The sequence below is a fragment of the Clostridium sp. KNHs214 genome (assembly GCF_000744935.1).
GTDB lineage: Bacteria > Bacillota > Clostridia > Clostridiales > Clostridiaceae > Haloimpatiens.
Genome location: NZ_JQMW01000009.1, coordinates 732,896 through 752,918, shown reverse-complemented (window position 1 = coordinate 752,918; position 20,023 = coordinate 732,896). Strand labels below are relative to the sequence as shown.

The following is a 20,023-nucleotide window of genomic DNA, read 5'->3' as shown; positions in this document are numbered from 1 at the left end:
ATTTAATTTTTACAATTAATTATTATTACATTTTCAAAAAAACCATTATTTTTATAAATTATTTTTTATTTTTTGTTGACATCTCCTAACCATTGATGTATAATATATATTGAGATATTATTTTATAAATTCCTAATAAAAAATGAAATCTTACCATCTTCATAATTATTACAACTTCCTACTTTTTCACTATGTACAGATTCAACTATATTATCATCAACTTCTAAACATCGGTTAAATATTTGGTCTATTGTAGCTTTATCGAAGTTTCTTATATCAAATCCATCTTTACACACATAAGTTATAAATAATTCAATAGGTTTATTAAAATCTATTCCTTCCCATATTTCATAATCTTCTCTGGAAGGTACTTCTTCTGTTGGGAAATTCCTTATCCAACTTCTATAAGCGTTTGTTTTATATGTACCATCAGTATTATATGTATACATGTAATTATTTGAAAATGGATGCACATCTAATGTAATAAAACTACTCTCTGGTGGGACACACCTTTTCTATTTTATTTTCTAATTCTGTAATCTTATGTGAATGACTTCTATTCTTAGTTTCTATTACATTTTGTCTATTATTAACTCTTAATTCTCCCACAACTGAACGTAAAGTTCCGTCTAGTGTTTTATTATATATATCTTCTAATATGTTAAACACTCTATCTCTTATAGCTTGTTTATATTCTGTCTTTCTCATATCTTTATAACTATAAGCTCTGTCATTTTTCTTCAAAACATTGACATGAAAATCTATTATATTATTAACTGTATCTTCTATATTTTTATATGTACAATTTTCTAATAAACTTCTTATTGACTTCCAACCATATAAAACTTTATCAGCTTCATATTTTCTTTTCTTTTGTTCTTTAGAAGATAAAGCTATTTGATGTAATTCTTCTTTGTCATTTTCTAATTGTTTATTATCCTGTTCTAATTTATTTATATATTCTATTGTCTTATATCTACAATATGTACTCTCGCTATTTAACATCTGTAACATTCCATCACGATTTAGTGCAAAACATGGTTGTTTTTTATTTTGTTTATTGATATAATAGGACTCCAAAAAATTTTGTTGTCCTCCTAATCCAAGTAATTTCAATGTTTCTAATTCTTTTTTAATCTTAGTCATAAAACTATCATGTCTTAGTTCAGCTTTTCCACCTTCAACCTCTCTAAATTTGTTAATAATTTCTACCAAATCTGTAGATTTAATTGTCATTCCTTTTTCTGTCATGTTTAATACCATTAATTCATTTTTCATTTTACATACTTCCTTTCCACATTTTATATTTTTGAGTAATAATCTCTTATATACTCATATCAAACTCCACTTTTTTGAACATAATAAAGCCTACCAGCTCCCAAACTGATAGACTCTATATACTCAAAAATATTGGGATGTGGAGTCCCATATCAATATATAATTATTTTATTTTCTTTAACCTTTGCAAAAAAATAAGAGGGCATACCTGTAAACCTCTACAATATATTTATTCTTCTACTAATAGACAACCATATTAGTAGTAAATATAAAGGCTTAATGTTGTCTGGAACAGGTTTTTATATGTACTTACTACATCATTTCCTTAATTAATTTCTCACTATGAATTAAAGCCGTTCTTAAACAATGTCCAATATCTGTATTACTACCTAATAAATTATTATAACAATCCTCATTTTCATCCCATTCTTCCCACTTCATATCAAAAGTATTTAAAAATACCTCTACATCCATGGCTTGTATTTCTATAAGTTCATCAAACACTTTGATATGTTCTTGTACTTTACTATTCAATTCACACATTTCTAATCTTACATTATCTAGTTTATTCTTATATATTTCGTTCTCTGTTTCATACCATAAATTTTTATATAATTTTTCCAATTCTCTTAATTCTTTTGCCTGTTCCTGTAAACTTCCTTTTGTCCTTAATTCCACGATAGCCTGATACATTTTGTTATTCTCTATATTTTCCATAATTAAGCCACCTCTCCTATTAATTTATTTTTAGCTTCATACAAAGCTCTTATAAAATTCTTATAATAATTAACTTGATTCTTATATCTTTCTGTAATTGTATATCTTTCCATTAATTCTTTTTCTATAGTTCTTACTTTTTCTACATTATCTCTTCCATTCCAAATACACATACTTTTTATTTTTCTTTTTGTAAAAGCTTTCCATCCATTTATATATGTATTTCTCCAGTTAATTTCCGTATCATAAAAGCAATAAATTATTTGTTTTAAAATTTCCTCTTTGGTTGCTTCCTCTTCTATGTCCCACATGTATTCTTCTAATATTTCTGTTTCATTATTGTCACATTCTCCAATGATACTTAAATGAATTTTATTGTTGTTTGCTTCTAAATCTAACTTCAAACAATCCTCATAAATATATTCATTTACTACCTCTTCTACCTTTCCTAAAAATTGACTTACATTTGTCATTTTACATACCTCCTATTATTTTTATTTTATTTTTAAATTATTTATAAATTAGGTATTGACATATTATATTGTAATATGTTATACTTAAAGTTTATACTACTTTATGTTAAAAAAATATAAAAGAAACTACACATTTAAGAGTAGGATAATAAATACCCTACTCTAATGTAAGTTCTCTAACCTTACTGATTTATTACGAGGTCTCCCTCCCTTTCCATCTTACGAATTTCTAAAAGTGTAATTTTCCTTATATTTATAATGTTTGTAAGGGTTTGTAAATATTTATTTTTTGAATTAAAACCCTCGCAAACGTTGATATTAAGCCGTTTTCAGCACTTTTTTAGAATTATTTTTCTGTTTTTTAGAACACGCTTTACATCTAATTTGATTATTTGTTTCTCTTTTAACTCTTTTACCACATTCATTACACATCATATATCCCTTGTCTAAAGGTTTATTAATATTTCTATTTAAATTATTAATTATAGCAGCTCCAAACACATTCCACATAAAAGCCATTTTTAAATCATTTGTTTTATAAGTATATTTTATTATCATATCCACACAATAAATATAATCAATTCCTATTTCTTTACTAAAATTCAAAAATTCTTTTCTAGCTTCGGCATAAAACATTTCCTTAAAGTTTGTTTTCTTCATGTCCTCTTCATCTTCATTTTCAAATTCCCTAGCATATTCATCAATCTTATCAAGTGTAGTTTTTTCTAATTCCAAATATTTAGCTATTACACTTTTATCAACTTCAATATTATCTTGATTAGCCATTAATGTTTTAATTCTAAAAGTACCAAAACCCTTATTATAATCAAATTTTGTATTTCCAATATTCTCTACACTCTTACAAATTCTATCCATTACACTATTTCTAATTGGTTTGCATTGTAATTCTTTTTTATTCTTAGCGTAAATAAAGAAGTAAGGGTATTTTTCTTTTCTTAATATATCTTTAACTTCATTTGGTAAATGAGGAATACTTAATGTTTTAGCTGAATCTATAACATCATTATTATAAGCACAAAGTTTTTGCATTAATGGGTATTTTTCCATAGGATTTTCGCTATTCCATAAGTTAGTTAATTTATTACTTACTTTTCCAATATTACTTTTATGGTATACAAATAATAAACTCTTAGATATATTTTTCCCATTTATTTCATTTGCTCCTGCTTTTCCCATTTCAAAATATAGAGGTTTAATATCATATTTTTCAATCATTTCCTCAACTAAATCTATAATCCAATCTGTTACTAGAATTAAGGCTTCATCCCCATCAACATCAAAAGCTAATATTTTACTAATTACATCATGGGTGCTTGTATATAATCCATTTGTTTCATACCATTTATATTTTCCATCCACTCTTACGTTCTTTCTAATAACATGTTCAAATGATAAGCTTGGACTTCTTAATATATCAAGCTTATTTTCTTTTTTATATAAGTTGCAATATACTTCACCATCTTGTAAAAATCCTAGTGGCTTTTCTATTTTACCAAATAACCAATCACAAAACGCACATGGATCTGATAATATAAATGTCCTTTTACTATCTTTAATTTTTATCTTACCACTACAAGCCTTTTTCTTTTCAGAAGTAATTTTTTCTGATATTTGCTTTTTAACATAAGCACTTTTTAACATTTCTGGGTAAAGTCTTAAGGCTTCTTGAAAATAATCTCTATATTTATTATCTTTTGTTGCTCCTAGAAACTCTAATTGTGAATCCCTGTCACTATGTACTTTATTAATTAATTCTTTAAAATCCGTTGTCAATAATTCAATTTGTGTATCATTCATATGAATTAATTGTTGAAGCATTTGATAGTTTATGTCCATGTCTTTATAATCACCAATTTTATTACCATCTTCCATACAAATATTAGCTTTACAATTATATTTCTTAAAGTTTTCTTTATATTCATCCCAACTTTTATAAAATTTATGAAGTTTAAATTGAGATTTTGTGAAAATATATTTAATATCATCCTCTACTATATCCCACTCTTTACCTTTTATATCTTTAACTTTTGTACTATATCCATTTTCTTTACAGTAACCAATCACATTAAAATATGTAAGCAACCCTTTCAGCCAAGGCAAACGGACTTGCATATTTTTCTTATAATTCTTATCTAATATTAGTCCTAGACCATCAAAATGTGGAACTGGTACGTCCATTGTTTTATTTTTTTCTATATTCCATTCTGCAACCTCTTTAACTCTTTTTCTACCAAGCTTATCTTTGTATTCTATTGTATTAGTTTTTCTATCTATATAATCTACTGTAGCACTTACCATAGTTTCAAAATCATCAACTACTATAGCTTTATCAATATCAAAATCTTCCCATACTCTTGAGCCACTATTATTTAAAGCTAAATAAGCTAAAAATTTGTTGATATTTATACCACCCTTTTGATTTATTTCTTCTACAGTTAAACCACACATAAGACTTAACATTATTTCATTAAGATTTTCATTTTCCAAAATCATCATAAATTTTTTAGTCCTAGTCTGCCCTGTACCAGCTGTAAAGAATTTATAATGTTTTTCTTTTCCATCAGTATCAATAATAGTTAAACCATCTTGAACTATTTTATCTACAATTAAATCGTCCATATCTGCAACTTTTACAGTAATGATTTTGTCTGTAAAATCTCCTAAATTAAGTCCTAATGTTCTAACTAAATTATTATCTCCAATTGCAATTATGTCTTTTGTTTTAATATTTACACTACATATTTTTCTATCTAAGTTTTGATTTTTAACATATAAATTATGTATATCCTTTTTAACTTGTCTTAAACTTTTTTCTATCTGTATGTAATATTTATTATTCTTAATTTTTTCTTTAAATAATTTACTACATTCCTCTGTCCAATTTTCTGTATTTAATTCTTTTTTAATATAATTAGATAAATTCATTCTAAATTTATATCTACTTTGTTGAATTTTATTTCTTCTATATGTCAATAGCCTTTCTTCCTCTGTTCTTACTAAATTTAACTTCACACAATACATTTTTACTTGTTTATTCTCCATTATTTTCTATCCCCTTTCGATTATTATTATTTTTTTGATATTTTTGATAATTATTAAATACTAGCATCCCCTTCGAAAATTCCGCTTTAGTTTACACTTTCGAAGGGGAAAACCTAAATCCAATTTTGGACTATCTAATCCTTTCAAAAGATTAGCTTTTCGCACACATCTGTACGAATTAATTGTGATTAGTCAATCTAGTTAAATCTCTTAATAATTCTGTAGTTTCCATAAAACAAAATACAGAAAAATCTCTCTTATCTCTATTCGGTTCTGTATAAACTAATGTATGTCCCATTTGTATAAGTTCTAAAGCAATTTCTCTTTTAAATATTTTCTTGATTTTCATTTGATTTCACCTCCTATATAATAAAATTTAATATTTCACAAGGGCGTTCTTTGCCCGATAACCCTATTCCCCATGTGGACGATATAATTAATACGGTACGTCTATATCTTCCAATTTAACAATTCCATTTTGTAGCAGCCATTCAGCTCCCTCTTGATTTTTTTGTTTTTGTTCTTTCTTTTTGTGTTTATATTTTTCATATTCATTCTTCATTTTTTCTATTTTATTAGTAATGTTTGGCTTGTCTAAATTTAATATATAATCTATAACAACATCTGTATAAGCTAGATAACTAACATTTAAAGTATTCAAAATATATGGTTTCCAAAATGGGTTAGGTTTTCCCAAAAATGTATATTCCTCTTGTATTTTCTTTTTATTTTTAAACATTTTTTCTTTAACTTTATTAATAATGATTCCATTAAATTCTTTCTTTAGTTCTTTAACATTATCAATTTTTTCAACATCTAATATTTTTTCCTTTATGATTATCTTGAAACCTGTATAAACTCCCTCACAGTCTTCAATTTTTTTAGTAGTTAATTCATTAATATATGTATAATATTCATTTTTTAACTTTTCTTTAAAATTGATTTCTTTAACTGATTCTATTCCAAATTTTTCATTAGCCATTTTTACACATTCTTCAATGATTTTATCTTCACCAATTCGAGGTATTCTATTTTCATAATTGTAGTAGATAATATAATTCATTTCATACTTAATTAATTTTTGTTTTTGTAATCTATCTAATGAAACAATAATAGGTTTTCTTTTTAATTCATTAATTTTTGAAAATACATTGTAAAAAGCGGTATTGGTCATTTTAATATTATTTTCTTGATTAATTAATTGCTTAAAAATCCATTTATTTGAATTACAACATCTATAATTCCAGTTGACCATTCCTGTCCTCTCAGCTAACATATTTGTAGTTTCCCATATCACATATTTGTTTGTCTTAATACAATTCTGAAAATAATCTATTAGTATAGAGTCTATGTATTTTCCGTATATTCCTTCTGTGTTGTTTCCGTGACTATTAGGATTTAATCCAGTTCTACCTGTTTTTCTACCATCAATCTTTTCTTTTGGAGTAGAATATATTTCTGTAATGATATACCCTCTTCCATCTTTCTTTAATTTCATGTAACGTTCTAATTCTTTAATTATTTTCTTTCTTGAGTTTGTACTATCTTTATATTCAATCCCTGTAACCTCACATATTTCTTTTAAGTTTTTATATTTTATATTTAATTTTATTTCATCTAATTTGACACCTTTCATATTTGATAACCTTCCTTTCTAGTATTTTGGTAACCGGCCAAGTTTTAAAACTCCTATATATATTAGTGGACGGGGTTTTGTCTATTAATATATAGTACTTTTAAAAGATGGTCGGTTACAATGATATTTGTTTTCTTAAGTCAAATAAACTATTCATCGTAAAACGAAATTTATCTGTATCCTTAAAACCATATACTGTAAATCCTTTGTCCCCTTCAAATTTATAGTACCTGAAACCCATGAACGCTAATGCTTCTGCTAAATATTTATTTTCTATTATGTAATATTCTTTTTTATTCATATCATCATATCCTTTCATTAATATTAATCCACTCTTTACCTTTGTTTTTGTACTCTTTTATTTCTAATTTTTTTATATTCATAACTGATTCCTTCCTTTCATAACTGATTTTAAATTGTGGGTACTTTTTAAAAGTACTATATATATTAAGGGATTAACTGACTTTTCTATAATATATAGGAGTTTTGAAAAGTACCCTAAATTAATTCCTTCTTCATTCTAATTAATTTATCTTTCATTTCATTTAAATTTTTAGTATTTTCAAATGAATATATTATTTTACATGTTTCTTTATCATTGAATTTGTAATATTTAAAATTAAAAAATGCTAATGCTTCAGCTAAATATTTATTTCTTACTTGTATGTATTCCTTTTTTTCCATAATAAAATCATATCCTTTCTCATAAATGTATTTTTTGTTTAGTGTACATTTTCCAATTCCACTATATTATTTTAATAACTAAATTAATATAGAAGAATTAGAGATTGTACACTAAACTTTTTATATTAAATTTAATTTTAAAATATATAAAACTTTATTGCAATAGTTATCTTGACCACGTAGGGGAACAGGTTATCGGGCAAAAACCGCCCTCAAACCTTTCACTTCACCAAACAAGTTTGGCTCGTGAATTATTAATTTTATTTGATTATTGTCACCTTTTTAAAAGTCCTAATATATATAAGTTATAGGGATGTTTAAAAGAGTGAACGGTTTAAATTTTAGTATCACTTTTATGGAGTATCCTAATATATAGGAGTATCCACATTTTTGATACTTTATTTTTTTATTATTAGATTTTCAATAATCCAAACAGTTTTTAATTTATTATTTTCTTTAATTCTTTTTGAAATAATAATATAAGGAAAATTATTCGCTTTTAAATATTCATTTAATTGTCCTATACTTTTCTGTAATCTTCCTCTTGAATCCTTAAGTCCTACAAATTCAATCAGTTCTTTTCTATCATTTTTATTTTATTTATTTTCTTATTATTTTCCGAGAAATCTCGGACGCTCTTGTGTTTCGGATTTTTCCGAAGTGCATTTTACATTTTTAAAAATTCTTTAATCCTTTTCAGTTTTGGCTGACTTAGATTTCTTTCACCTTTTCTCCACCTACAAAATGTAGATTCATTAATGTCACACTTGTTACAGATAAAAACATACTTAACACCAAATCTGTCACAAAATTCGTTTACTTCTTGTCTTATTTCATTTTCCATAATTTCACCTTCTTTCATTTTTGATATTTTAGATTTTATTAATGTAAAAAAATCTTGCTATAAAAAAAAATATAATTGTTTGTCCACAATCAAAAGTTGATTTTATTGAGTTGTATCCTTTCATTATACCGAAAAAATCAAGAAAGCTGAAACACGTTGATATTACTGGGGTTAAAGGATATTTCTATTTTCTCGCTTTTGTCTTTTTTTATATTTATCATCTGCTATTTTATCTTGTTTTTTCTTTATTTCTTTGGCACAACCATTACAATACTTTTGTTTATTGTTTTTTATTTTAATATAATCTCCACACTCTTCACATCTTTTGACTTTTTTATCCCATAACTTTTTTACATACTTTCTCCTATACTAACGCATCAATGAAAAACCTCAAACACGTTGGTATAATTGGCTTAGAGGTACTTTTTTTATGTTAAATTTTGCCCCCTAATTTATTTTATATATCTCCTCCTATTAAAGCGTGACTATCAAAATCGTTACATACGTTGATATGACTGTGTTTCAAGGTGATTTTTTACTTAAAATTTTTATCATTTATTCTATTTCCATTTAAAACACTCTATCCTCTCTTTCTCCTATCAATACTCATTTCTTAATTTAAAATCAAAAATTGCCACTTTTGGCAACGAAGTCATGCCATTTGTGAGGTATAAAATATTACTTTTTTATTGACAATATAAAATATACATGATATATTATTAATAACGTTTTAGATTTATTTTTACTTGTGTAGTTCAAAATTTTTAAACATAATTTTACGTTACTTTAATAAAGATAATTTCTATTAAATTTTCAAAGAACAGATAAGGATATTTTTGGCGATACCCCTATCTGCTAGTTTACCATTTTTGGTATAGCTTGTCAATATATTTTTATTGGCTTTTTTGTGCTTTTTTGTTTTTAAAATATTAATTTCAATTTTGCTACAAACATCAGCTTTTGAAGTTGGTGTTTTTCTTTTTGCAATTCCGCCCTGTAATGCTCCATATCCTTGTCTATTTCTTGGTTAGGGTAAATATGTCGATACCAATCTTCCTGTGACATAGCATACTCTATATCTCTTATTTCCGAACTTTTAATGCCTATCATATGTTGTAATTCTTCTTTGGATAATTGTAATAGTTCCTTTAATTCTTTCATACTCATTTAAGCAGCCACCCCCACAATTCTTAAATAAGATTTTAACAACTTATCAAAAGGTAACCCTTTCCTATCATTCCAATAATTAATAAATAATTCCACAAATTGCATATCCTTTGACCTTTTGATAAATTCTCTAACCTGTTCTATTTTCAAGTCTTCTAACAATAAATTTCTTAATTTAATATGTATGCTTATAAAATCTTCTTGTCCCATAGCTTGTTTGAGTCGTTTTTTAACACCCTCTAAGTCCATCTCTCTATTGTCTAATACTAATTGTCTATAAGCTACTACATCAAGTTCTAAACAGTTATTACCCATATTTTCTACATATTGTTCAAATGACTTTATTTTTCTATCTGTATTCAACCATACTTTTAAGTCATTTATGCTTTCCTTATTGACTCTGCCTTTTAGTTTTGTGTTAATTACCTCATTGATATTAATAAAATTTTTCATGTTAAAACCCTCCCTTTGTGTGTGAGGTAAGTATTATTTACCTCACAATTTGTGAAATTCTACGCTTTGTTAAGTTGTTTTTATGAAGGATAAATGTTATAATCTATTTGCTGATAGAGTGCCTAACATTTATCCTTTTTTGGTGTTGTTAGGTGCTTTTTTATTCTCTTATATTACCTTCTATTTTACGTCTTTCATACTCTTTAGTAATTTCCTCTAATGAATCTTTATCAATCCTATATATACGTGGTTCTGCCCATTCTTCTAATACATATTCACCTTCGCCAGTATATTCTCCATATATGCTTAAATCATCATCTTCTTCTATAGAGTAATTACTCTCCAGTATTCCTTTAGATTTAGTTTTCCATTCTTCCTCTGAATTTGCAAAGAAACTATCTACAATAACATCTTCAGCTCCTAATGTATCTTTCTCAATATTAATATACAATATTCTGGACATTCTATATATCCTATTGCTTTTGCCTTTTTCCAAAATTCTTCACGTAATTGTTTATACTCAAATTTACATACGAAGAAACAAGTTTCTTTTATATCTCTATCTTCAGTTAAATAAAATCTCATTGTATCCTCTACAAAATCTGTGTTATAACCTTCATTTTTTAATTCTTTAATTTTTTCCCTCAATTCTTTCATGGAAGTTTTAAGTAAATATTCTTTAGCTTCGTTAAGTTCTGTTGAGTTTTCATATTCTTCTTCAACTATTTTAAATTTGTAATTTACAATTTTCACTTCATCATAAAACCAATTTAATATGTCCTTTTGTTCATCACTTTCAAATTGCTCCAAACAATTAATAGCTTGTTCAAATTCATTTTCCAACGCTTCGTCTAAAGTAATTAATCTTGCTCCTAAACTACTATACACATATTCTCCATTGGGATAACTTAAATATTTCTCTATATCTTTTTTATCTTCCTCGTCTTCTTCATTTAAGTCAAAGAATTCAATTACATCTTTCTTTATTTCCTCTTTATTTGTCCATAAAAATTGTACATCATAATTTTCATCATTTAACATTTGTAATCTTTTATCTACTTCTTTAATCATTTTTATACGTCCTCCCTTTGAAATTCTTTAATATCTTCTTCTGTAGCTTTATAATATAATCCGAATACACTTGGTAAGTCATTTATGTCAAATCTGTTTTTAATAAAATTAATATAGTAATTTCCTTTTTCTGTTTTGTATAAATACTCTTCTATAAATGAACCATATTTTCTATCTATTTCTTCCATATTCTCTAATTCATGTTGTAATTCATCATCAATTTCTTCCACTTCTACTGTATAATCTCCGAAATAATCATCTACTATTAATTTATAGTAATTTGTATTTACTACATACTCGTCATATGTTAAATGTGTTTCAAAGCCATTCTTTTTTATATCGTTTTCTTCTAATTCCTTTTTTATTAATTCTATTAACTGTTGTTTAGTTACGTTCTTTTCTTTCACATAATCGTCTATATCTATTTCATTTTTAAGTATTTTAATTATATCTTTATTCATATCTCCCGTATAAGAAATAAAATCATAGTACTTAAAATCATCTTCGTCTATCATATAGTATTGAATTTCTTCGTCATTATCCCAAACTTCAATGTTGTCATAATTAAACTCATTAAAAAAGTCATTGTTAACTCCTACATAATCATACACATTCATCACTTTTACAAAATCATCAGTTTCTAATTTTATAAAATTTTCACCTTCTAACTCATTTCCATTTAAACCTACCAAACATTTAAAAAACTTTCTACTCATTTCCCCATCTCCTATTTTAATTATTAAAGGTCGCTACCCTCTTATAAGCTATAAATTACAATACTGTTACAACATAGAAATTATTTCTTGTTTTCTTAATCTCTATACTCTCACTATACACCCTTAACAACTATATGTCAACATACTATATTGTTAACAAATTGTAAACAAATATCTTTTCACATATATCTGTCTATATACATATTATATTATTAATGATATAATATTTTTAGGAGGTAGATTTAAAATGATAAAAGTTAACATAGATAAGATATTAGAACAAAAGAATAAAACTACATTTTGGTTATCTAAAGAAACTAAAATAGGATACAATAATTTAAAAAAATTAGTAGATAATAAAACTCAAGCTATTAAATTTGAAAATTTAGAGATTATTTGTGATGTATTAGAATGTAGAATAGAAGATATACTAGAAATTAAATAACTAATACAATAAAATAATTAATAAAATAATTAATAAAATATATTAGGACGGTTGCTTAATGTGACCGTTTTTTTATTTAGTCTTTAAAGACTATAAGTATATATTATTAAGTTTTATTTCTTTAAGTTTTATTTATTTGGGTAAATCGGTTGTCACTTGACTTGTAAAATCTTTGTCTAATCTAATACGACATTTTTGTATAGTCCATTTTGGAACAAGCCAAATATCTGTGTATAACTTTCTTATACAATAAAAAATAGCATTAGACACTATACAAGTTGATGCGTTATATAGTCTATAATACTATTTAAAGTCGTTATCATTTTAAGTGATAGCAAAATGTATTTAATTTTTGACATGACAAATACACCTAACCTATTCATATTTTTAAAAAAGTTTGTTATAATAGTATTAGATGTTATATATTTAGTGTGGGTACACTAACAATATTAAATTGTGATAACTAAGGTTCTAGCGGGACTTTAGTTATTTTTTATTCTCCAATTGCATTTCACAAAATCGCGAAAGGCATTATTCCTTTAACAAGTCAGAAAACTCGGTACTTTTAGAATCACCCAACAAAGCCTGTTCTAACTTATCAAAATCATACTGTCTTTGTGTGTAATCATTGAAATGTTCAGTTTTCTTTTTATATTTAGGATAAGTTTTTTTCTTATGGTTGTTTTGTTTTACCGTACTGTTTGTATTATCCTTTAACGTCCTCCTCTCAGGCTCACGTTTACCTTTTACAGCCCTTTTTAAACGGTCTACGCCTTGTTGTATCTTCTTTTGAACAAGTGTATATAGATTGGATATAGAACCACGTCTACGCTTTATAATAAGCCCTAAACCCACTAATTCATCTAGGTACCTCTGTATAGTTCTAACGCACCTGCCTAGTGCATGAGCGAGGTATTTCTGACTTGGAAAGACCTTAGTTTTATTAGCATAGGCTAGACTTTGTAATAACATATAACATCTGTAAGCACCATCAGATAATTGTAAATTTGTAATGTCTAAGTTTGAAGAGATAGTATAATTAGTCATTTTATTTTCTACCTCCTCTCATATTAGCTAGAGGAGAAAACTGTTGATAGTTTTTTCTAATATCTGCATCTGTTAAATCTAAATACGCCTGTTCAGTTACTTTTACACTGCTATGTCCAAGAATTTGAGATAGTGTATATATATTTCCACCTGCCATTAAAAATCTTTTAGCAAAATTATTACGCAATTGATGAGGATGAATGTCTTTTAATCCCACTCTAATGCCATAATCCTTTAATTTTCTTTCAAAAGTACGAATAAGCATTGGAGTACCTTTTGTGGTACAAAATAAATAATCTGATTCTATATATCTATCCTTATATTGAAGCCATCTACGAAGTTCTTTGCCCATTATTTGACTAAAATAAACATATCTATCTCTTTTACCTTTTGTATTTTGTGCAGGAAGGAATATAGCTCTATTATTAATATCTATATCTTGTACTTCTATTTTTAATGCTTCTCCAATACGCATACCTGTATCTAATAATAGTTGAATACAAATATTATCTCTATATTCGTGAAATTTTGTAGTATTTATATGACGCAATAATTCTCCAAATTGTTCATCCGTAATGAAGTCTTTAGGTTTCCTCTTATTTTTAAATTGTTTAATATTTTTCACTATGTCTTTCTTAATGTAATTCTGTTGTAATAAATAATTAAATAACACCTTTATATTTCTAATATAATTATTTACAGTTGTAATAGAAACTTTTTTTCCATAATCTTGTCTTACTTCTGGCGAGTTAGTTTTTAGAGTTTTAGAATCTACTACTACAGTATATTTTCCTCTATTCTTTGTGAAGTTAATGTATTCTCTAATTACCTTTTCTGTAACCTTAGTAACATCATTAATATTTTTTTCTTTTTCTAAATATTGACTAAATAATCTTAAAGTTTGTTCGTAAGACATCATTGTTTTTTTAGATAAATTTTTACTTTCACAGTAAATCATGAAATCATCAATTAAAAAATTAATATTTTTCATAATAAAATAGACTCCCTTCATTTACCTAACAAATGAAAAAAGTCTATTGGTAATTTTAAATTAATTAATACATAGATTAATTACAATAACCTATATTTTATGTCGCTTTTTATACAGTTTATTGCTTTCTAAATCTCCGTAATCGTTGATACTACTAATCTAGCTAACTTTATTTTTAAGTCTTAGCTTATCAGCTACCATAGCTATAAATTCACTATTTGTTGGCTTGCCTTTATCATTGTGTATAGTATAGCCAAATAGCTTATTAATTGTTTCTACTTGTCCTCTGCTCCAAGCCACCTCAATAGCATGTCTTATAGCCCTTTCAACTCTACTAGCCGTAGTATTATACTTCTTAGCAATAGATGGATATAATTCCTTTGTAACTGCTGATAGTAACTCTATATCATTTACTACCATAGTTATAGCTTCTCTTAAATACATATATCCTTTAATATGTGCTGGCACACCTATCTCATGAATTATATTTGTTATTTCCGTTTCTAAATCCACTGGTTTTTTTTCATTATTAGTATAATATTCGTTATCGTTAGAATAATGATTAGTAGTCTTCTTAATATCAGAATTAGATATAGTATTGTTGAACATTTGTCTTATTCTTTTTATAAATACGTCCATATCAAAAGGTTTTACTACATAATAATCTGCTCCTAAGTTTATAGCTCTTTGGGTTATTTTATCTTGACCTACAGCAGATAATACTATAATCCTAGGTACCTTTTTCATATCCATGCCATTAATTCTTTCTAATACACCTAAGCCATCTAGATGAGGCATTATTATATCTAATATGACTAAATCCGGTTCTCTTTCTTCAATTAACCTTAGTGCTTCCAATCCATCTTTTGCTATTCCTGATACCATTATATCTCTTTGGCTCATTAAATAATCATTTAGTATATTGCAAAATTCTTTATTATCATCTGCAATTACCACATTAATTCTTGAATCCTCCATTTCACACGCTCCCTTTTAATTAATTCCCATATCTTAACAATAGTATTCGACAAATAAACTTTGATTCCTTCTTATAAAAAAATTTATATAAAAAAAAGAGTAAAAGAATCAATCTTAAACACCTTTTACTCTTATTTTACTATTTTTAATATATTTTTTCTACTTTTATTTTCCTACTATCCCCGCATCCTTTAACATCCACTCGATATATATGCCATATCCTACATCAGGCTTGTTCACAAGAACATGAGTTACAGCTCCAACAACTTTATTATTTTGTATAATTGGACTTCCACTCATACCCTGAATTATTCCGCCGGTACTATTTAATAATCTCTTATCCGTAATTCTTATAACCATACTCTTAGGTCCTGGCTCTTTTTGCTCTAATGTTTCTTCTATTTCTATATCATATAGCTTAGGCTCTTCTCCTTCTATAGTAGTTAGTACTTGTGCTTTTCCTCTCTTTACTTCATGTCTATATGCTACATTTAAAGGCTGATTGAAATTTTTGTTTATCAATTCCTTTTTACTTTCTCCAAATATACCGCAATTTGTATTATTTTTTATGCTCCCCAAAGGTTCATTTTCATCAGTAAATATACCTCTTAATTCTCCTGGTTCTCCTCTAACACCTTTTCTAATTGATACTATAGATGATGGTATTATCTTTCCTTCCCTTACTTTCATTATATCTCCTGTATCCATATCCGTTATAGCATGACCTAAGGCACCAAAACTTCCTGTTTCAGAATGATAAAAAGTTAATGTTCCTATTCCAGCAGTAGAATCTCTTATCCATAATCCTATTTTATATTTTCCTTCTTCAGAAGTCTTAATAGGCACTACAGTTTTATTTGTTTTGGAATCCTTTCTTTGCAAAGTTAAATCTAAATTCTTACCTTCTGATTCCCTTATTTTGTTTGAAACTTCTTCACAGGTATTAACTTCTACACCATTTATAGCTATTATTATATCCCCAACCTTTACACCACTATCATTGGCAGGATTACACATCTTTTCATCTGTTCCTTTTAAATTAGATAATCCAACAACCAAAACTCCCTTAGTATTAAGTTTAACTCCTATCGGTTGCCCTCCAGGATAAATCTGAATATTAGGTTTGGCATTAACAGCAGAAGTGTTTAAATACCCAGGGTATATTTTATACTGGATACTTAAAATAAAAAAGAAGAGAGGAGCTATTAAAATCATAATGGATTTCTGTATTTTTTTGTCCATTCTTTCGCCTCCTATCTCTTTATTTAATTTTAAGTTACCCTTTTAATAGTCCTCTTATGCTATAATTTTAATGCTTTAAAAGTTAATGATTTATTTATAAACTAAATTATTATATATATTAAAATTTTATAATACTTTTGTTTTAATTTTCTTTAGAAGATTATTGAAGGAGTTTATAAAAAATAAGACTACTATATTATTGTAGTCTTATTCTTTACATAAACTATGTTTTTTATTGTAACCATTTTTTATAAGTTCTCTAGAATTTTTAAAAGCTATCTCTGTTAAATTACTGCCACTAATCATTTTTGCTATTTCTCTTACCTTATCTTCTTCAGATATTTTTACTATCTTTGTATATGTTTCATTTTCTTCCACATTTTTTTGAACTAAATAATGATTGTCAGACATAATAGCTATTTGAGGTAAGTGAGTTATACAAAATACTTGATGCTTTGTAGACACCATATACATTTTTTCTCCTACTCTTTCAGCTATTCTTCCACTTATACCAGTATCAATTTCATCAAAAATTATAGATGGTATATCATCTTTGTCTATAAATACTGTCTTTAATGATAACATTATTCTTGATAGTTCTCCACCAGATACTACTTTTGATAATTCCTTAAGTGGTTGACCTGGATTAGTGGATATTAAAAACTGTACAATATCCTTTCCCTTTTCATTAAATTCTTTAGCATATTGCACATTAATTTTAAAATTAGCCTTCTCTAAACCTACATAGCTTAATTCTCTCTTTACTTTTTCTTCTAATTCTTTTCCTAAAGCACTTCTAATACTATGAATTTGTTCACTTTTTTCTTCCATAGTAATTATTATATTTTTCTTTTCAATGTTTAGCTTATCCACTATTTTTTTATAATTAGCCATCTCTTCATATTTACAATTTATTTTTTCTTTATATTCTAATATTTCTTTTATAGAATTGCCATATTTTCTTTTATAGCTATCTATTTCATACATTCTTTTATTTATTATTTCTAATTCCTCTTGGTCATAATATAAATTTTCTACTATATCTCTTAAATCTTCTGCTGCCTCTTGAATATTATAATAAGCTTCTTCAAAAAAATTATATATCTTACCTAATTTATCAGAAAAATTTTCCACTTCCTTTATATTTTTCAAAACTAAATTTATAGCATCGCAAACAGCTAAATTACTACCATCTCCACTATTTAATAAAGTGTATGCACTTCCTAATGACTTGTTTAGTTTCTCATAATTAGATAAACTAGTGAATTTTTCTTCTAATTCTTCTTCTTCACCTATTTTTAAATTTCCTCTATCTATTTCATCTATTTGATACTTTAAAAAATCTACTAATTTTTCTTTTTCCCCTGTATCACCAATTAATTCATTTATTTTATAATCTATTTCTTTTAGTCGATTGTAGTAAGTAGTATATTCTTCTAATATATTTTGCATTTTTTTCCTTCCATAAGAATCTAAATACTCTATGTAATTACTACTATCTAACAAACTTTGATTCTTATGTTGCCCATGTATATCCAGTAAAGTAATAGTAATTTCTTTTAGGTCTGATAAAATCATGCTTTTACCATTGACTTTAGCCACGTTCTTACCAGATTGAAAAGTTTCCCTGCTTATTATAAGAATACCTTCTTCATATTCTATACCTTTTTTATTCAAAATTTCTTTTGTAATTTCATTGTCTACAGAAAAAATAGCTTCTACATAGGTTTTATTTTCTCCTATTCTTATTAAGCTTTTTTCAAATTTTCCTCCTAATACATAATCTATGGCATCTATTAATATAGATTTACCTGCACCAGTTTCACCAAGTAATACATTGAATCCCTTTTCAAAGGATACACTTATGTCCCGTATTAACGCAAAATTTCGTATATTCAACTGTAGGAGCATATTTATACCTCCTATTCGCTTATCATTTTTTTAAGCTTTTGGACTATTTCTTTAGCCTTTTCTTCACTTCTTATTAATAAAAATATTGTATTGTCGCCTGCTATAGTTCCTGCTATACCATCAAAATTCATGGAATCTATTGCTTCCGCAGCACCTGGAGCAGAGCCTGAAATAGTCTTTACTACTACAAAATTAGAAACATTCTCCACATAAAGTACTGTTTGGGAAAATATCGATATTAATTTATCAGATAAAAAACTTTCTGTAGGGGATATAGCAGCATATTTATATCTTCCTGTAGTTCCCAAAACTTTTATTAGTTTAAGTTCCTTTATGTCTCTAGAAACTGTGGCTTGTGTAATTTCTATACCACTTTTTCTTAATTCGTCAGCTAATTCTTCTTGTGTTTCAATTTCTTTTGAATTTATTATTTCTATTATTTTCGCATGACGGGCTATTTTCACAATAATCACCTTCTCATTCTTTGATTCTTGATATTATTTTTTTTCTTAATACATTAAAGTAATCATAATTATGAATCTTTATTAACTTAGTTTTATTTTTAGATTTTTTAATTATAATTTCACTACTATCATTAAGTTCAAAGGCTTCCTGTCCATCCACAGTCAAAAAGGCACTTTCCTTATTTTGGTGCAAATTTATATTCACTTCACTATTCCCATCCAGTACAAAGTTTCTTGCACTTAAGGATATAGGACATATAGGGGTTATGGTAACCAATTCCAAAGTTGGATATATTATCGGACCTCCTGCTGATAAGGAATATGCTGTGGAACCCGTAGGTGTTGATATAATAATGCCATCTGCTACTATACTATTATAGTGCATACCGTCTATATTTACATTGTAGTTAATTACCCTAGATAACGTCCCCTTAGAAACAACTATATCATTTAAAGCTAATAAATTTCTCTCTGTTCCACTCTCTCGTACAATACATTCCAGCATCATTCTTTCCTCTATAGAATACTGGTATTTACATACTTTTTCTAAGGCGCCTTCTAATTCTCTTCCTTCTGCAGTAGTTAAAAAACCTAAATTCCCAAAATTTATACCAAGTATAGGTATCTCTCTATGTCCTATAGCTCTAGCGGTTCTCAATATAGTTCCATCTCCACCAACAGAAATTACAAAATCAAATTCATCACAACTTTCCTTTAATTCCTTAGCATCGCTAAACACTACCACATTGCAAGTATTATTCAACTTATTCAATATTCTATTTAAAATTTTATTTTCTGGATCCTTTTGGCTATTTATATTAATTCCTACACTTTTCATTTTCA

The 20,023-nt window shown here is 26.5% G+C and carries 23 protein-coding genes; 1 reads left to right on the top strand and 22 read right to left on the bottom strand.

The features are described from left to right. Nucleotides 1-122: 122 nt before the first annotated feature. The 15 genes from CC89_RS05995 to CC89_RS05935 form a co-directional block, all read right to left on the bottom strand. Nucleotides 123-449 (bottom strand): hypothetical protein, encoded by a 327-nt coding sequence (locus CC89_RS05995; RefSeq protein WP_185750685.1) that lies wholly within the window; start codon nt 447-449, stop codon nt 123-125. Nucleotides 450-489: 40 nt separating this feature from the next. Further along, nucleotides 490-1,278 carry a hypothetical protein gene (locus CC89_RS19455; protein ID WP_051931528.1) on the bottom strand — a complete coding sequence of 263 codons (789 nt, stop codon included), beginning with the start codon at nt 1,276-1,278 and terminating at the stop codon, nt 490-492. Between the two features lie 312 nt (nt 1,279-1,590). Further along, nucleotides 1,591-1,995: a hypothetical protein gene (locus CC89_RS05985; protein ID WP_051931526.1), complete on the bottom strand. Its 405-nt coding sequence runs from the start codon at nt 1,993-1,995 to the stop codon at nt 1,591-1,593. A gap of 2 nt (nt 1,996-1,997) precedes the next feature. Continuing rightward, entirely contained in the window at nt 1,998-2,468 is a 471-nt protein-coding gene (locus CC89_RS05980) for a hypothetical protein (RefSeq protein WP_035290227.1), read from the bottom strand. 318 nt (nt 2,469-2,786) lie between these two features. Further along, nucleotides 2,787-5,531, bottom strand: a complete 2,745-nt coding sequence (locus tag CC89_RS05975) for a hypothetical protein (protein ID WP_035290224.1) — start codon at nt 5,529-5,531, stop codon at nt 2,787-2,789. Between the two features lie 178 nt (nt 5,532-5,709). Continuing rightward, on the bottom strand, nt 5,710-5,880 hold the full coding sequence (locus CC89_RS20415; RefSeq protein WP_185750684.1) for a hypothetical protein: 171 nt from the start codon (nt 5,878-5,880) through the stop codon (nt 5,710-5,712). Between the two features lie 87 nt (nt 5,881-5,967). Next, nucleotides 5,968-7,167, bottom strand: a complete 1,200-nt coding sequence (locus tag CC89_RS05970) for a hypothetical protein (RefSeq protein ID WP_035290221.1) — start codon at nt 7,165-7,167, stop codon at nt 5,968-5,970. A 115-nt stretch (nt 7,168-7,282) separates the two neighbouring features. Continuing rightward, nucleotides 7,283-7,486: a hypothetical protein gene (locus tag CC89_RS05965; protein WP_035290219.1), complete on the bottom strand. Its 204-nt coding sequence runs from the start codon at nt 7,484-7,486 to the stop codon at nt 7,283-7,285. Between the two features lie 179 nt (nt 7,487-7,665). Next, entirely contained in the window at nt 7,666-7,851 is a 186-nt protein-coding gene (locus tag CC89_RS05960; RefSeq protein WP_035290216.1) for a hypothetical protein, read from the bottom strand. A 667-nt stretch (nt 7,852-8,518) separates the two neighbouring features. Further along, entirely contained in the window at nt 8,519-8,713 is a 195-nt protein-coding gene (locus CC89_RS20410; protein WP_185750683.1) for a hypothetical protein, read from the bottom strand. Nucleotides 8,714-9,616: 903 nt separating this feature from the next. Next, nucleotides 9,617-9,862, bottom strand: a complete 246-nt coding sequence (locus CC89_RS05955) for a hypothetical protein (RefSeq protein WP_035290214.1) — start codon at nt 9,860-9,862, stop codon at nt 9,617-9,619. Then, nucleotides 9,863-10,315 (bottom strand): hypothetical protein, encoded by a 453-nt coding sequence (locus CC89_RS05950; protein ID WP_035290213.1) that lies wholly within the window; start codon nt 10,313-10,315, stop codon nt 9,863-9,865. A 160-nt stretch (nt 10,316-10,475) separates the two neighbouring features. Then, the gene (locus tag CC89_RS05945; protein WP_035290210.1) at nt 10,476-10,778 is read right to left on the bottom strand and encodes a hypothetical protein; all 303 of its coding nucleotides are present in this window, start codon (nt 10,776-10,778) and stop codon (nt 10,476-10,478) included. After that, complete coding sequence (locus CC89_RS05940) at nt 10,736-11,386, bottom strand: hypothetical protein (RefSeq protein WP_035290206.1); 651 nt, start codon at nt 11,384-11,386, stop codon at nt 10,736-10,738. The genes CC89_RS05945 and CC89_RS05940 overlap by 43 nt, the downstream gene beginning before the upstream one ends. A gap of 2 nt (nt 11,387-11,388) precedes the next feature. Next, nucleotides 11,389-12,102 carry a hypothetical protein gene (locus CC89_RS05935; protein WP_035290204.1) on the bottom strand — a complete coding sequence of 238 codons (714 nt, stop codon included), beginning with the start codon at nt 12,100-12,102 and terminating at the stop codon, nt 11,389-11,391. 247 nt (nt 12,103-12,349) lie between these two features. On the opposite strand from CC89_RS05935, the gene CC89_RS05930 reads away from it, so the two are divergent. After that, the gene (locus CC89_RS05930) at nt 12,350-12,547 is read left to right on the top strand and encodes a helix-turn-helix domain-containing protein (protein ID WP_081896980.1); all 198 of its coding nucleotides are present in this window, start codon (nt 12,350-12,352) and stop codon (nt 12,545-12,547) included. A 531-nt stretch (nt 12,548-13,078) separates the two neighbouring features. Here the strand turns inward: CC89_RS05930 and CC89_RS05925 are convergent. The 7 genes from CC89_RS05925 to CC89_RS05895 form a co-directional block, all read right to left on the bottom strand. Then, the gene (locus CC89_RS05925; protein WP_035290201.1) at nt 13,079-13,594 is read right to left on the bottom strand and encodes a helix-turn-helix domain-containing protein; all 516 of its coding nucleotides are present in this window, start codon (nt 13,592-13,594) and stop codon (nt 13,079-13,081) included. A 1-nt stretch (nt 13,595) separates the two neighbouring features. Continuing rightward, complete coding sequence (locus CC89_RS05920) at nt 13,596-14,585, bottom strand: tyrosine-type recombinase/integrase (RefSeq protein WP_081896979.1); 990 nt, start codon at nt 14,583-14,585, stop codon at nt 13,596-13,598. A 159-nt stretch (nt 14,586-14,744) separates the two neighbouring features. Beyond that, nucleotides 14,745-15,563 carry a sporulation transcription factor Spo0A gene (gene spo0A / locus CC89_RS05915; protein ID WP_035290198.1) on the bottom strand — a complete coding sequence of 273 codons (819 nt, stop codon included), beginning with the start codon at nt 15,561-15,563 and terminating at the stop codon, nt 14,745-14,747. Nucleotides 15,564-15,728: 165 nt separating this feature from the next. Next, nucleotides 15,729-16,778, bottom strand: a complete 1,050-nt coding sequence (gene spoIVB, locus CC89_RS05910; protein WP_502685626.1) for a SpoIVB peptidase — start codon at nt 16,776-16,778, stop codon at nt 15,729-15,731. A gap of 234 nt (nt 16,779-17,012) precedes the next feature. After that, entirely contained in the window at nt 17,013-18,716 is a 1,704-nt protein-coding gene (recN, locus tag CC89_RS05905) for a DNA repair protein RecN (protein ID WP_035290195.1), read from the bottom strand. Nucleotides 18,717-18,727: 11 nt separating this feature from the next. Continuing rightward, entirely contained in the window at nt 18,728-19,180 is a 453-nt protein-coding gene (locus tag CC89_RS05900; RefSeq protein WP_035290193.1) for an arginine repressor, read from the bottom strand. A gap of 13 nt (nt 19,181-19,193) precedes the next feature. Continuing rightward, the gene (locus CC89_RS05895) at nt 19,194-20,018 is read right to left on the bottom strand and encodes an NAD(+)/NADH kinase (protein ID WP_035290191.1); all 825 of its coding nucleotides are present in this window, start codon (nt 20,016-20,018) and stop codon (nt 19,194-19,196) included. Nucleotides 20,019-20,023: the final 5 nt, after the last annotated feature.